This is a genomic window from Mycobacterium gordonae (genome assembly GCF_002101675.1).
Taxonomy (GTDB): domain Bacteria; phylum Actinomycetota; class Actinomycetes; order Mycobacteriales; family Mycobacteriaceae; genus Mycobacterium; species Mycobacterium gordonae.
Genome location: NZ_LQOY01000216.1, coordinates 20,328 through 33,831, shown reverse-complemented (window position 1 = coordinate 33,831; position 13,504 = coordinate 20,328). Strand labels below are relative to the sequence as shown.

Genomic DNA, 13,504 nt, shown 5'->3' with positions numbered 1-13,504 from the left:
TTGGGAGCCGAGCGTGTCCTGTTCGCTTTCGAGGGCGTTGAGGTGGAGCGGGACGGCGTGCGCGCCCTGGACGGGTTCGACGCCGCGGTCCCCGAAGGGGGAGTGACCGCGGTGTTCGGGCCTTCCGGGTCGGGCAAGTCGACGATGCTGAGACTGTGCAATCGGCTGGAGGTGCCCACCGGTGGCCGGGTGCTGTTCCGGGGCGCCGACATCGCCGAACTAGACCCGTTGCGGCTGCGCCGCCAGGTGGGGATGTGCTTTCAGCGCCCGACCCCGTTTCCCGGCACCGTGGCCGAGAACCTGCGCGTCGCCGATCCGGACGCCAGCGAGGCGCAGATGGAAGAAGTGCTCGCCCGGGTGGCGTTGACGGGGTCGTGGTTGGACCGCGATGCGACCGCTTTGTCGGGCGGGGAGGCGCAGCGAATGTGTATGGCGCGCACCCTGATTGCCCGCCCTGAAGTGTTGCTGCTGGACGAGCCCACGTCCTCGGAGGACGCCGTGGCGGCGCGCGTGATCGAGCGGGCGGTGCGGGAACTGGCCGACGCAGGGCTGTCGGCGCTGTGGGTCAGCCACGATGCCGAACAGGTGACGCGCATCGCCGACCGGGTGCTGCGCATCGACGGTGGGCGCTGCCTGGGCATCGCACCGGTTCCCGCCGGCCCCGGGCAGGTGGCGCAGTGAACGGTCCGGTCTCGTGGGTCGGGTTGGCCATGTCACTGGCGCTCGTCGCCTTCGCCGCCGGGATCTCGCTGTGGCAACGGCTCGGATTGGAGCGGCAGGTGCTGTGGGCGGCGGCGCGTGCCCTGGTCCAATTGCTGATTGTCGGAGTGGCGCTGGCGTGGCTCCTGCAGCCGGGCCGCTCGCTATGGTGGTCGTGGGCCTGGACCGCGGGCATGGTTCTCTACGCCGGCGACGTCGCGCGCCGGCGCGTCCCGGAGGTGCCCCGGCTCGGCCGCCTGGCCGTCGTCGCGTTCGCCGTCGCCGCTGTTGTCACCCTGGCAGTGGTGTTCGGGCTGAGGGTCTTCCCGCTGCAGAGCCGCACCCTGGTGCCGATTGTCGGCATGATGATCGGCAACTCGATGACCGCCGTCGTGCTGGTGGCCCGCCGGCTGGTCGACGAGCTCCGGGACAAGCGCGACGAGGTCGAGGCGCGGCTCTCGCTCGGACAGCCGTCTCGCCAGGCCGCCACGCCTTACGTCCGGACGGCCCTGCGCTCGGCGCTCACCCCGCAGATCGAATCGACCAAGGCCACCGGGCTGGTCTTCCTGCCCGGCGCCATGACCGGTCTCATCCTCGCCGGCGTGCCACCGCTGCAGGCTGTCCTCGTGCAGGCCGTGGTCATGTTCCTGGTGCTCGGCTCGACGGCGACCACCACCGTCGTCATCGCCCTCGGACTACTACGCCAGATCTTCACGTCCGACCATCGGCTGCGGCCGCTGCCCCGCCCCCCGGAGCCCGCCCCGACGCGCAGGCGCAACAACCGTTCGTCGGCGTGATGCCGGCGGCCGGTTGCGGATGCGGACGCGTGACGGTATCGGGAAGTGCGTGCCCCACAAGGGAGCTGCCGACGCCGAAATCGGTTTCGCCGATTCGGCTTCGACGGGTCGTCCCGGCAAGGGCTGCCTGCTGGAATCCATTGAGCAGGGCCGGCCCGAGGGCGGTGGTGGCCTCAGGAGGCGACAGAAACCCGAACGGCGTGGGCAGTCGACCGGCGATTACTTAACAGCCGTGCGGCCGATTCTCAGCCGGGACGCCGATTCTCAGCCGGGACAACGCAATACGCGGCGGCCGCGCCGCTGTTTACATCGCTGTCAGCTGGCCAGCGGCCCCGGCCAAATTCGGGCGCGCGCAGCGGCGGAGTACGAGTACGAGTCCGAATCCTTGAGCTGCAACCATGCCGATTCGCGAAGCGGCCGTGCCTGGAACGAACGTGCCTGAAACGACGCCGGCGCGAGTCCCTGATTGCCGGCGCGCACCTCGCCGGGACAGCAGAACGCGCACAGCGCCGCGTCCAGCGTGGGGTAACCGCACGCGGGGCAGATGTTGGTGATCATTTGCTGTGACTCCCAGTGGACGTTTGCCGGACAGTCTGGCGACTACCCTCGGTCGGAACAAGGTAAACGCTTCTGTGGCAGGGCTATCCATTTGGCCGACTGCCAGCCGGCGGCTAATTGCCCGGTTCGGCGGGGTGACGGGGCCAGGTGGGGCTGCGCTCGGGGTCGGAATCCCGCAGCACGTCCGCGCGGGCCAGATCGCGGGCGTTGGAAGGAAACGAACTGTCGACACACCACCACGCGTCGCAAATTTTTGCCCACCACTGCGGAACCGGCAGTGGCGAGTTGCCGCAGGACAGCACGCCGTAGGACTCCGGTTCGCCATTGCCTGGCCTGGACGCGACAAATTGATCGACCATCGTCTCGACCTTGCCGTCGACGTTTATCTCGCAATGCACGTTGGCCGAATACGGCGGTGGGATACTCACCTGCACACCCGCTTTGGCCGAGTCGGCCAGCATGGTGGTGGTCGTGAATTCCCGGCCAGTCGCGCTCAGCGGCGCCGTCGCCGTATACCTGTCGTTGACCATGTAGATCACCCGGGCGCTGGAAACCGGAGCGTCGACCTTGACTGTGTAGGTGATGTCGTGCGGACGATGCGGGTCAGCCAGCGCCGACCCGGGAGTCACCAGTGTGCCGGAGGCTGCGCAGGCGACGATGGCGGGCAGCGCCCATCGGTGAGTCTGGGAACTCATGACGGCGGATACTACGCTCCCGCCTTTTGCGCGGCCAGACCTTTCCGTTGGCTTCGGATCCGTTATCGAGTCGCTCAGAAATTCAACTGAATCGTCGTCTTGATGACACTTACGGCACCTGCCCGAGAACGAAAGTAAATTCCCCTGTTCCACGTCCTCAGGCCGGGTTAGGCTCTGCGCGAAGTTTTCAGACAACCGAGGATTCGCAATGGATTCTGCCTTTCTGCGGCGCCGCCCGTGGGAAAGTCCGGTGGACCGCAGGACATTCCTGGCGTTGGCAGCCGCGGCGGCCGGCGCCGGCGTCATACGCAGTGCGGCTCCGGCACGGGCTGGAGGCGAAGAACTTCGGGATCTGGCACAGGTGTCCAGCCAGGACGGTGTCTTGGACTACACGCTGGAAGTGGTGACTAATCCGGTGGACCTCGGTGGCCGCCAGGTGACGCTGGAGACCTACAACGGGCAGTTTCCCGGCCCGATCCTGCGGATCCGGCAGGGAGACAATTTGCGGCTGCTGCTCAAGAACCGCATCGTCCCGGTAGGGATTCCGACCAACAACGTGTTCATGGTGCCCTACTGCGCCTCGAAGTCCAACGACCCGCGTTTCGATACCCGGCGGGCCTGCGTTCACGATTTCTGGAACCGTTGGGAGAGAAGGGCAACCATCCTGCAGGAGTTGGTGGACACCAACCTGCACACGCACGGGTTACAGGTTTCTCCGGACGATCCCGGCGACAACGTCGGACTGCAGCTGGGTCCCCTGCAGGATCACCAGTACAGCTATGACATCGCCGCCAACCAACCGACGGGCCTGCACTGGTATCACCCCCACTTCCACACGGCGACAGCGCATCAGCTGTGGAACGGGCTGTGCGGCCCGATCATCGTCGAGGGCGACATCGACGCGGTGCCCGAGATAGCCGAGATGCGGGAACGCACCATCGTCATCAACGAGATGTGGATCGCCGACGACAGCGCTGAGGTGCCTTTCGCCGTGGTGGTTCCGATGGCCGGTCACGCTCCGTTCGAATCCATTCCGGCGGTGCCGTCGTCGATGTACTTCCCCCTCAATGGCCAAGTGCTGCCCGACATCAGCATCAAGCCGGGCGAGGCGCAACGCTGGCGGGTTCTCAATGCCTGCCCGCACCGCTCGATCTGGTTGCACGTCGAAGGGCACACGCTGCACCAGATCGGCACGGACGGAACGCCCTATCCCGCGCCCAGACCACGAGCAAACATCATGCTGGCGGCGGGTAATCGGGCCGAGTTCATCATCAAAGGTGGCGAGACGGGCCGGTACCGGGTCTACGCCGCGGCCTACGATCAGGGTCACCCAGGCGGGCCCCGTCCGGCAATGCCACTGGGCACGTTGGTGGTGCGCGGCGCCGCCGTCACCAGTCGCATGCCCACGAGGTTGGTGGAGCCGCCGCGCATGCCGAACCTGCCGGTGGCCCGACGCCGCACCATGGTGTTCTCCGGTGACATCACCGGCCGCACGGGCATGGGCGTCCAATTCCTGATCGACGGCCAGGAATTCGATCACCACCGGATCGACGTCGAGGTGGAGGCCGGCACGATCGAAGAGTGGACACTCATCAACGAGGACGTCTTCCAGCACCCAATTCATATTCATGTCAACCCATTTCAAGTCGTCGACATCCACGGCATTCCGGACGGCGACACGAGTTGGCAAACCGAACCCGACGTTTGGTGGGACACCTTCCGGTTACCGCCGTTCGGCCGCTACACCCTGCGCATGTATTTCCGCCCGGACGTCACGGGCACGACCGTCTACCACTGCCACATCCTGCCGCACGAGGACAGAGGAATGATGGGCCTGCTGAAGATCGACCCGCCGGGGCAGCACGAACAGCATGAACAGCACGAACACCACACGATGGGGTGACGATGCGCCGTCCATTGTTCGTAGCCTTCACGCTGGCGGCGTTGTCGGCCATCGGCATTGCCACCGCTGAGCCGTCGCAGCAACCCATGCAAAATCAGGGCCGCTACAGCTTCAACCAACAGCATCGCGACAACCTGAGCTGGTGGAACCGCACCTGGGTCCCCCAGCTGATCCCCAAAGGTGCGCTGCTGGAGGTGCAGCTGCCCAGTGATCCGGTCCACTGGATTCCCTACGGCGAACCGCAGTGCCAGCCGAGTCCCGGCTGGGATTGGGCCGAACTGAGCGGGTCGTGGTACCCCGACGGCCCCTCCAGGCATCAGCGGGTGGCCGTGGAACTCGAAGGACAGCGCACCGTCCCCAACCAGAACCGTTACCGGGAGTCGGCTAACCCTTACGAACTCCCCGGCGTCTACGTCCCGTTCGACAAGCGGGTGATCGGCAGCTCGACCATCACGATCTTCGACTACCGGCTCCTGCCGGGACCGCCCGACGACTACTGGGCGGGCCGGGGTCTGGCGACGATCTGCCTGCGCCCCGACCCGGTGCCCGAAGACGTACGCGTGCTGGGCTTTCCGCCCGACACCCCGCCTACCTTCGTTCTGACGCTGGTCGTCGGCGTGCGACAGGCTTCCTTCGGCGGTGGCCTGCCGCCCACGCCACTGCCCCTGCCGCCGGAAGTGCACCTCGAACCGGACCCGCCGCCTCCGCCCGGCTGATCGGCGTGCGGCCCGGCATCGGCCGGCGAAAACTATTGTGCGAGAGCCGCTAAGGCGTCGCGGTCGACGATGTCGATGACGGCGTAGCCGACCTTGATCACGTTGTTGCGCTCGAAGTCCTTGATCACCTTGTTGATTGACGGCCGCCGGACGCCGAGCATCGCTGCGATGGTGCGTTGGGCGAGTTCGACGCGCGACTCCACCGCCTCGTCGAGCAGCAACTGCGCCAGCTGCGCGCCCAGTGGCCGGCCCAGCAATCCGATCAATCTGGCCTGACTGGCCGACACTCGTTGCGCCACACTGGACAGCCAGCGCCGCGCGATCGCCGGATGGCCCGCGAGCAGTCGATCGAAGGCTTGGCGGTCCAGCAAGAGGCAACTCGATTCGGTCAACGTCCGCGCGGTGTAGGGCGGTGGGACGTCGAGCAGCAGGTGGATGTCACCGTCGATATCACCGGGCCGCAGTACGTCGACGACAGCGCGCCGCCGACCGGAACCGACTGCAAGCTCAATGCGTCCCTGCCGGACAATGCATACGCCAGTGGCCGCCTGGTCCGCGCGGAACACCACGGCCCCTGGCGGATATGTCCGGGGTTGCAGATTCTCAGCCAGGGCCGACACGTCGTTCGGGTGCAATGGCGCCGATGCCCCCCGGCCGACACAGCGCGCCACCCAGGCAGCGTGCCTCAACTGGAGATCGCCGACCTCCTGTCCGCCCCCGAGCGACTGCGCAAGATCTCTGAGCGGATCCGCCGGTTGGTTCGACATCTGCCTCCTCGATTGCGCCGACGATCATGTCACCGGGGTGGCCCCGAGGCTTGCCGAATCCGCGGAAAACCGCGTCCATCATGCCGGAGAGAACACCACGTCACATCCGTGCACCGTCAACAACTGTCATCGGCACGACACTTCGCGTGCGCGCCGCTTCCGGATAGCCTGCTATTGCACAAAGGCGATTACCGAAGGTTGGCGAAAATGATTCGTGCTGTCTGGAATGGAGCTGTACTGGCCGAGGCGCCGGAAACCGTTCGGCTTGAGGGAAACCATTACTTCCCACCCGATTCGGTGCGCCGTGAGCACCTGACCACTAGTTCGACCACCTCCGTCTGCCCGTGGAAAGGCACGGCTCACTACTACTCCGTCTCCGTCGACGGCGAAGTGAACCCGGATGCCGCCTGGTACTACCCGTCCCCGAGTGAGCAGGCCCAGCAGATCAAAGACCACGTCGCATTCTGGAAGGGCGTGCGGATTGAGAGCTAGCGACAAGGAACATCTAGCGCTCGCGGTGCCGGCTGAAAGCAGCCGGCTGCCAGTCTGGCGCATCGGGATCACCGGGGGTGTGGTCGGCATCCTGTGCTGCGTCGGTCCCACTGTGCTCGCGGCCTTCGGCATCATCAGCGGCGCAACGGCATTGGCGTGGGCGAACAATCTGTACGGCAACTACGCATGGTGGTTTCGGCTGAGCGGCCTCGGCATACTCGCACTGCTGGCCGTGGTCGCGTTGCGGCGACGCAATCAGTGCAGCCTGGGCGGGGTCCGCCGACTGCGCTGGCGGCTGGCGACGATGGTGGCGATCGCCGTCGCCACCTATGCCGTCTTGTACGCGGTGACGACCTGGCTGGAGAGATTCGCCTAGCCGCTGCGGCGTTTCAAAGACATTGCCTCAGGCCATCTTTGGGGTAGTCGATGGTCAATGCCGGTAGGCCGGGAGGTTCTCCGCGAGTTCGTTGAACAACGCCTGGTTGAGGTTGAACGCCACGCGCACCTCGTCGACCGCGCGGTCGATGTCGGCATCCTCGAGGTCGAGCTCGTCGAGCCTGGCCCGATAGGCATCCTTATACGGCTTGGCGCGCACCGGGAAGTCATAGAAGGCCAGGCCGGCTCCGTCCAGCCCGAAGGTGCGGTCGAGGATCTTGCCGATGGCCTGTCCGCCCGAGAGGTCACCGAGATAGCGGGTGTAGTGGTGCGCCACCAGGGCGCCGCCCCACGAGGCGCCGGCTAGCCGGTCCCGGTACACCTGGGCGGCCGGGGACTCGATCTGACGCGTGGTGCCGGGCGCCCAGTAGTCCAGGTCGGCGTCGATGGCCGGTAGTCGCTCCAGCGACGGGTCGTAGACGGCGGCCACCAGCGGGTCGTCGCGGCGAGCGCGCACCGCGGCCTCGAGTGCTTCGTAGATCATGCGCAGCCGCAGCAGGTAGTCGGCGTAGCCGCGGCGGTTGACCCGACCGGACAGCAGTTCCGACACATAGGGTGAGTGCTCGGCCGCTTCGTGCTCGGCCGTCGACCCTTCCTTCATCGCTACGGAGAAGGGGCGGACGGCCTCGGCGGTCCTCCGTCGCATCTCGGCTCCACATCCCGGCACCGGCCGGTCAAAGATTTTGACAATCTGTCAGAAACGTACCACAGTCCCGCCCGACCCGCTCGTCCTACGGTGTCCTACCCAGTGCGCGCAGCACAAATCGCTCGATCGCCGCCGCGGGCAGGTCCCGCGGGCCCAGGCAGGCATGAATCAGCGAGATGGTGGCGGCCTGGTCCTCGACGACGAACTGCCCGCGGGCCACACCGTCGCGCAGAATCTCGCGCAGCACGTCCTCGATGGCGCACACGTGCTCCCGGATGGCGTGCATGGTCTCGTGCGACAGCGCACCGTACAGCTGGGGGCCCAAGCCCATGTGGAACTGCTCGCCGGCATCGAGCTGGTGCCTGATGTAGATGACCAGGCGCTGCACCGGGTCGTCGATATCGGCCAGGTCGGCCCGCAGGCCGTCGATGTAGCGGCTCGTCTCGTGCGAGGCGAACGCGACGACCACCGCTTCCTTGTCGGCGAAGTGGTGATAGATCGCGGTGCGGCCGATCTCTGCCGCCGCGGCGAGTTTGGCCATGGTGATGGCGTCGAAGCTGTGCTCGACCATCAGGTTGGCGAAGGCTTCGAACACACGTCGTTGTACCTGTTCGCGGTGCTCCTCTACCGACGCGGCGCTGATCTTGGGCACGCGGCGACTCTAACCCCAACGTAGGATGGCGAGCGGGCAATAAAGAACAGGGGACAGGGGCGAGTGCGCTCGCCCGGGGAAACGTCGCAGCGAATGCGTCGCTGACCGCGGACTGCCGTCCGCAGAGAACGGCTTGTCATGACGTCACGGGTGATGAGGCCAATACGCGGCCTGCTTGCCGGCTGCGTGCTGCTGACGGTCGCGGCCTGTTCGGACGGCGGCACCTCGGCTCACCCCAGCGCCCCTGCCGGCTCCCGCGCCGACGCGCTGATCGTCAGCATCGAAGAGGTCCGCCGTATCGCCAATTACGAGGAGCTGACCGCGCACTCGCATGCGGATCTGCGGCAGCCGCCGCCCGGCGACACCAATGCGCCAGCACCCTGCCGTGCCGCCGGAATTAGCGACGTCACGTTCGGCACCGGTTGGTCGGAATTCCGCAGTGCGGGCTATCACGGCATCACCGACGACCTGAAACCCGGCGGGCCCGCCATGATCCAGACGGTCAGCCAGGCAGTCGCCGTCTACCCCGATTCGAGCACCGCCCGCGGCGTACTGCACCAGCTGGACACGACGTTGCAGGCGTGCGCGGCGTTGGGAGACCCCCGCTACGATTTCACCCTCGACCGGCCGGATTCGGCCACCCTGCGCATCAACGCGCGGGCGTGGAGCCATGTGTACCGGGAGAAATCGTCGGTGTTGATGTCCGTCGGCGTGTTGGGGCTCGAACCGGCCGACCAGATCGCCCGGGCCATCCTGCAGATGGCCACCGAGCGCATCGACTAGTTCAAGTTGGTCGCGACCCGCCGCGACCGGCTACGCCGCTCTTGCGATCGCTAGGGTGCCGGTGGTCGCGACCCGCCGCGACCGGCTACGCCGCTCTTGCGATCGCTAGGGTGCCGATGGTCGCGACCCGCCGCGACCGGCTACGCCGCTCTTGCGATCGCTAGGCGATCACCGGAAGCAGCAACCGCGACGACGAACGGACGGTGTTGCGGCTACTGGTGCCGACACTGGCATGGCGGAAGCTCATGATGGCGGGAGTCGACGGGTCCTGGTCGTCGCTGGTGAGCACCAACCGGATGCGATGACCGGCCAGGAAGCGTCGAGCGTTGGCCACCAACGGGATTCGGTATTCGACGTCCTCGCCGATCGGCACGGCCTGCGGGTTGCGGCACGGCAGCACCGGAGCGCCGGGCCGACTGGCCGACTCGTCGACCTCCCGTAGGCTGGCGCGCAGCCAACCGGCTGTGACCTCGGCGATGCTGCCGTCAGGTGCCACGTCCTGCAGGGTCACGATCCAGGCGGTGTCGATAGCCGTTGCCGACGCGACCAGGTGCAACTCGATGTCGCCAACCACATCGAGCTGCTCGGTGAGCGGGGCGCTTGTCCAGGTCAACACCGATGGTGGGTCGATCTTGCTGGGCTTGTCGCGACCCAGTCCGGCGCCCAGCACCAGGTAATCGAGGGAGCCGGGGTCGCCTTCGTCCTCGCTCAGGGTGCCGTCGGCGCGCAGGGCGAGTTCACGGTGCGGCGCCTGCGACGGCGGCCACGACTCGGCGGTGCGCCATTCGTCGGCCCCGGGTAGGAAATAGCGGATCGGCGGGCCTTCCAAAATGCCGGTGTCGCGGCCCTTCAGCCAATGGTCGTACCAGGCCAGTGCTTCGGTGTGCATGCTTTCCCACGGCCAGGTGAGGCCGAACTCGCCCAACATGCCCATCCGCACACAAGCGTTGTCCGACAACCCTTTCCATGCGGTGAACGTGGATGGCAGGTGCAGCGGCACGTTCTCCCAGTCGCAGCCGAGGTACACCGGAATGTCGACTTCCTTGAGCAGGGGCAACAGGTTTCGCTCGTCCCACCACTCATCATGGGCGGGGTGGTTGACCGCCGCGTCGAGCCAGAGTTCGTCCCACGGGTGCGGGTCGTGGGGCAGCTTGATCAGTTGGCGCAGCATGGTGACCGCCGCTTCGCCGTTCATGGTCGCGAATTTCGTGTGCAGCCGGGGCGTGTGTAGCACCCGGCGAACCAGCGAGACGGGCAGACTGCGCCAGAGCCTGTCGCTGCGCTCGGAAGTCAGCCCGGTCATCGCCAGGAAGGGGGTGACGAAAGACGAGCTGAACAGGCCGTGGTGGCTGGCGGCTTCGTAAAGGTCTGCGGTCACGGCAAGGGGGAAGATCGCCTTGAGGTGCGGCGGTCGCTCGACGGCAGCCTCGAGTTGGGCTATCGCGAAGTAGCTGATGCCGATCATGCCGACGTTGCCGTCACACCAGGGCTGGGCGGCCACCCACTCGACGAGGTCATACATGTCCCGGCGTTCCTGGGCATCGGCGAAGCCGAACGTGCCCTCGGATCCGCAGGTGCCACGCACGTTGGCGATCACGTGGGCGTAGCCGCGCGGCACCCAGAAGTCGGTCACGCCGGCTTCGATGAACCCGGCCGGAGCGCCGAAGTCCTGCATCTGACGCGGATATGGCGACGCCGCCAGCAGTGCGGGGAAGCGCCCTTGTCCGTCTGGGCGGTGGACGTCGGCCAGCAGTCTGGTGCCATCCCGCATTGCGACCGCCACATTGTTCTCCCGCCGGCGGCGGTATTGCGGCTCACTGAGGTTGCGGTATTCCCGGCCGGTGGTCTGGGGACCGTTGAGCGCTTTCGTCATAGTTTCACGCTACGTTGAAACTAATCTCAACGCAAGGGGAATTCGGAGCATGGTGGTTCCATTGGCGTGGCGCTGCCGAGGAGCGCTCAACGGGTCGGGACAATATTTCGGTGCGCTGTCTCAGAGCTCTGCTGATGGCTACCCTGCTGGCGGCGTCGGCCGCCTGCGAGGTGGCGCCCGGCACCCGGTCGGATTCCCCCTCGGCCACGTTGGTGCTCGTCCGGCCCGTCGGTACCACCGCCCCGTCTGGTCCCGGCCTGCCGCCGCTGAGCCAGGAGGCGCATGCCGCGCAGTTCGTCGACATCCGATCGGTGGTGCCCGACGCGATCATCGACCTGCGATATGCGACGACCAACAACTTCACCAAGACGCAGTTGTATCCCGCCGACGCGAGGTGCCTGGTGCACCAATCCATGGCGCCCGGGTTGGCTGCGGCGGCCGACGCACTGCGCCCGCAGGGCCACGTCCTCGTCTTCTGGGACTGCTATCGGCCGCACGACGTCCAGGTCAAGATGTTCCAGATCGTTCCCAATCCGGCCTGGGTGGCACGGCCCGGCCCGTACGCGACCAGCCACGAGGCGGGGCGTTCGGTTGACGTCACCTATGCCGGCGGGCGAGCGCAATGCCCGGCGCAGCAACTGGTCAGCGGGATCTGCCTGGCAGACATGGGCACCGACTTCGACGACTTCACCTCGCGCGCGAATGCCTTTGCCACCCAAGACGTCAGCGTCGAGGCGCAGGCAAACCGTAAGCGACTGCGGGACGCGATGAACCACGGGGGACTGGCCGTCTATTCGGGTGAGTGGTGGCATTTCGACGGGCCCGGTGCCGCCGTACAACGTCCGATTCTGAACGTGCCGGTCGACTAGACGTCTCATATATTGAGATTGTTGTCTTAAATAGTGAGTTACGGCGCTAAGCTGGTCGGCTATGAGCGAGCAACACGTCTACACCCACGGGCATCACGAGTCGGTCCTGCGCAGTCACCGGCGACGGACTGCTGAGGACTCGGCCGCTTACTTGTTGCCGCATCTTCGGCCGGGCCTGTCGTTACTCGACATCGGTTGCGGACCGGGAACGATCACGCTCGACCTGGCTGCCCGGGTCGCGCCCGGGGCGGTGACCGCCGTCGAACCCACCGACGACGCGCTGGATCTGGCGCGCGCCGAAGCGCAGCGCCGTAACGCATCGAATCTCGCGTTCGTCACCTCCGATGTGCACGCGCTCGGCTTCCCCGACGACACCTTCGACGTCGTCCATGCCCATCAGGTGCTGCAGCACGTGGCCGATCCGGTATGCGCGCTAAGAGAGATGCGCCGGGTCTGCGTGCCGGGCGGGGTGGTCGCCGTTCGAGACGCCGACTACGCCGGGTTCGTCTGGTTTCCGCGCATTCCGTTGCTGGACCGGTGGCTCGAGTTGTACGACACGGCGGCACGCGCCAATGGCGGCGAACCCGACGCGGGCCGACGTCTGTTGTCATGGGCTCAGCAGGCGGGTTTCGACGACATCACCCCCACCGCCGGCATGTGGTGCTACGCCACGCCCGACACCCGGGAATGGTGGGGCGGCATGTGGGCCGATCGAATCCTGCAATCGGATCTGGCGCGCCAGTTGGTGACCTCAGGTCTGTCCAACAGCGATGAGCTGGAAGCGATTTCGGCGGCCTGGCGGGACTGGGCGGCGACCCCCGACGGTTGGCTGGGGATCCCGCATGGCGAAATCCTCTGCCGCGCCTAGGTTTACCGCGGTTTTACCGCGACAGCCGGCTGCGGGTGAAGTCCGCGGCCTGGTTGGCCATCCCGTTGTCCCGGTAGGAGCTGTGCGCGGCGCGGTCGCGGCCGCCGGGTGCGCACACCGGATCCCCATCGGCGCACAGTTGCAGGGTCTTGGCGGCGTACAGAGGGCCGATATTGATCGGCGGCGCGCTGCGGTCAACCAGGTTCAGGAACCCGTCCGACGGCGGCGCGAAGAGCACCACGGCCGCGACCTTCGGCGCCACGCCGGGCGGCATGGGCCCGATCCCGTCGGGCAGGGCAACGCCGTCCGGGACTGAATCGGTGGTGGTGTAGGCCGCGACGGCCGCACCCTGGGAATAGCCACCCAGGACGATCTTCGTGTTCGGGCAGTTGGCCGCCGCGGCCTCGACCTTGCTGCTGGCATCGGCGACACCGTCGACCGCCCGGCCGAAGTCGAGCGACGCCGGGTAGTTGACCGGGTCGACCGCAACGGTCTTGCCGGCCAGGCGCGCGTTGAGAGCATCGACGAACGCCTGACCGGTCGCGCCGACTCCGGGAGCCTCGAAAGTGCCGCGCGCGAACACCACGTCGACGTCGGGACAGCCGGGGTCGGCGGCCGCTCGTGGCGCGGCGCTCAGCGGTCCGATCAGGGCCACTACGGACATCACCACCGCGGCCAGCAAGGGCGCCACCCGGGGTGACGACAGGGCGGGCAGTCTGCTGCAGCTCAAGGTCGGCTCTTTTCGTCGGGC

16 protein-coding genes are annotated in these 13,504 nt (G+C 66.8%); 9 read left to right on the top strand and 7 right to left on the bottom strand.

What is annotated here, in order from left to right:
* Positions 1–681, top strand: a complete 681-nt coding sequence (locus tag AWC08_RS27620) for an ABC transporter ATP-binding protein (protein ID WP_082986567.1) — start codon at positions 1–3, stop codon at positions 679–681.
* On the top strand, positions 678–1,496 hold the full coding sequence (locus AWC08_RS27615) for an ABC transporter permease (RefSeq protein ID WP_069433426.1): 819 nt from the start codon (positions 678–680) through the stop codon (positions 1,494–1,496). Before AWC08_RS27620 ends, AWC08_RS27615 begins: the two co-directional genes overlap by 4 nt.
* 315 nt (positions 1,497–1,811) lie before the next feature.
* Here AWC08_RS27615 and AWC08_RS27610 read toward each other — a convergent pair whose 3' ends face one another.
* Together AWC08_RS27610 and AWC08_RS27605 are read right to left on the bottom strand one after the other, a co-directional pair.
* Complete coding sequence (locus AWC08_RS27610; RefSeq protein ID WP_065135814.1) at positions 1,812–2,054, bottom strand: hypothetical protein; 243 nt, start codon at positions 2,052–2,054, stop codon at positions 1,812–1,814.
* A gap of 113 nt (positions 2,055–2,167) precedes the next feature.
* Entirely contained in the window at positions 2,168–2,749 is a 582-nt protein-coding gene (locus AWC08_RS27605; protein ID WP_065135813.1) for a hypothetical protein, read from the bottom strand.
* Between the two features lie 208 nt (positions 2,750–2,957).
* On the opposite strand from AWC08_RS27605, the gene AWC08_RS27600 reads away from it, so the two are divergent.
* Positions 2,958–4,652 carry a multicopper oxidase family protein gene (locus AWC08_RS27600; RefSeq protein ID WP_083271104.1) on the top strand — a complete coding sequence of 565 codons (1,695 nt, stop codon included), beginning with the start codon at positions 2,958–2,960 and terminating at the stop codon, positions 4,650–4,652.
* Between the two features lie 2 nt (positions 4,653–4,654).
* Complete coding sequence (locus AWC08_RS27595) at positions 4,655–5,368, top strand: hypothetical protein (RefSeq protein ID WP_232007832.1); 714 nt, start codon at positions 4,655–4,657, stop codon at positions 5,366–5,368.
* A 32-nt stretch (positions 5,369–5,400) separates the two neighbouring features.
* Here AWC08_RS27595 and AWC08_RS27590 read toward each other — a convergent pair whose 3' ends face one another.
* Positions 5,401–6,135 (bottom strand): Crp/Fnr family transcriptional regulator, encoded by a 735-nt coding sequence (locus AWC08_RS27590; protein WP_065135811.1) that lies wholly within the window; start codon positions 6,133–6,135, stop codon positions 5,401–5,403.
* Between the two features lie 207 nt (positions 6,136–6,342).
* On the opposite strand from AWC08_RS27590, the gene AWC08_RS27585 reads away from it, so the two are divergent.
* Together AWC08_RS27585 and AWC08_RS27580 are read left to right on the top strand one after the other, a co-directional pair.
* On the top strand, positions 6,343–6,627 hold the full coding sequence (locus tag AWC08_RS27585) for a DUF427 domain-containing protein (protein ID WP_065135810.1): 285 nt from the start codon (positions 6,343–6,345) through the stop codon (positions 6,625–6,627).
* Positions 6,617–7,003, top strand: a complete 387-nt coding sequence (locus AWC08_RS27580; protein WP_065135809.1) for a hypothetical protein — start codon at positions 6,617–6,619, stop codon at positions 7,001–7,003. Before AWC08_RS27585 ends, AWC08_RS27580 begins: the two co-directional genes overlap by 11 nt.
* Before the next feature lie 54 nt (positions 7,004–7,057).
* Here AWC08_RS27580 and AWC08_RS27575 read toward each other — a convergent pair whose 3' ends face one another.
* Together AWC08_RS27575 and AWC08_RS27570 are read right to left on the bottom strand one after the other, a co-directional pair.
* Positions 7,058–7,708, bottom strand: a complete 651-nt coding sequence (locus AWC08_RS27575) for a biliverdin-producing heme oxygenase (protein WP_069433425.1) — start codon at positions 7,706–7,708, stop codon at positions 7,058–7,060.
* A gap of 85 nt (positions 7,709–7,793) precedes the next feature.
* On the bottom strand, positions 7,794–8,360 hold the full coding sequence (locus tag AWC08_RS27570) for a TetR/AcrR family transcriptional regulator (RefSeq protein WP_065135807.1): 567 nt from the start codon (positions 8,358–8,360) through the stop codon (positions 7,794–7,796).
* Between the two features lie 153 nt (positions 8,361–8,513).
* Between AWC08_RS27570 and AWC08_RS27565 the strand changes: the two genes are divergently transcribed.
* Complete coding sequence (locus AWC08_RS27565; protein ID WP_083271107.1) at positions 8,514–9,143, top strand: sensor domain-containing protein; 630 nt, start codon at positions 8,514–8,516, stop codon at positions 9,141–9,143.
* A gap of 160 nt (positions 9,144–9,303) precedes the next feature.
* Here AWC08_RS27565 and AWC08_RS27560 read toward each other — a convergent pair whose 3' ends face one another.
* Complete coding sequence (locus tag AWC08_RS27560) at positions 9,304–11,016, bottom strand: CocE/NonD family hydrolase (protein ID WP_069433423.1); 1,713 nt, start codon at positions 11,014–11,016, stop codon at positions 9,304–9,306.
* A gap of 134 nt (positions 11,017–11,150) precedes the next feature.
* On the opposite strand from AWC08_RS27560, the gene AWC08_RS27555 reads away from it, so the two are divergent.
* Together AWC08_RS27555 and AWC08_RS27550 are read left to right on the top strand one after the other, a co-directional pair.
* Complete coding sequence (locus tag AWC08_RS27555; protein ID WP_083271103.1) at positions 11,151–11,885, top strand: M15 family metallopeptidase; 735 nt, start codon at positions 11,151–11,153, stop codon at positions 11,883–11,885.
* A gap of 61 nt (positions 11,886–11,946) precedes the next feature.
* Entirely contained in the window at positions 11,947–12,753 is an 807-nt protein-coding gene (locus tag AWC08_RS27550; protein WP_069433422.1) for a class I SAM-dependent methyltransferase, read from the top strand.
* 13 nt (positions 12,754–12,766) lie between these two features.
* On the opposite strand, the gene AWC08_RS27545 is transcribed toward AWC08_RS27550, so the two are convergent.
* Positions 12,767–13,417: a cutinase family protein gene (locus tag AWC08_RS27545; protein ID WP_083271106.1), complete on the bottom strand. Its 651-nt coding sequence runs from the start codon at positions 13,415–13,417 to the stop codon at positions 12,767–12,769.
* Positions 13,418–13,504: the final 87 nt, after the last annotated feature.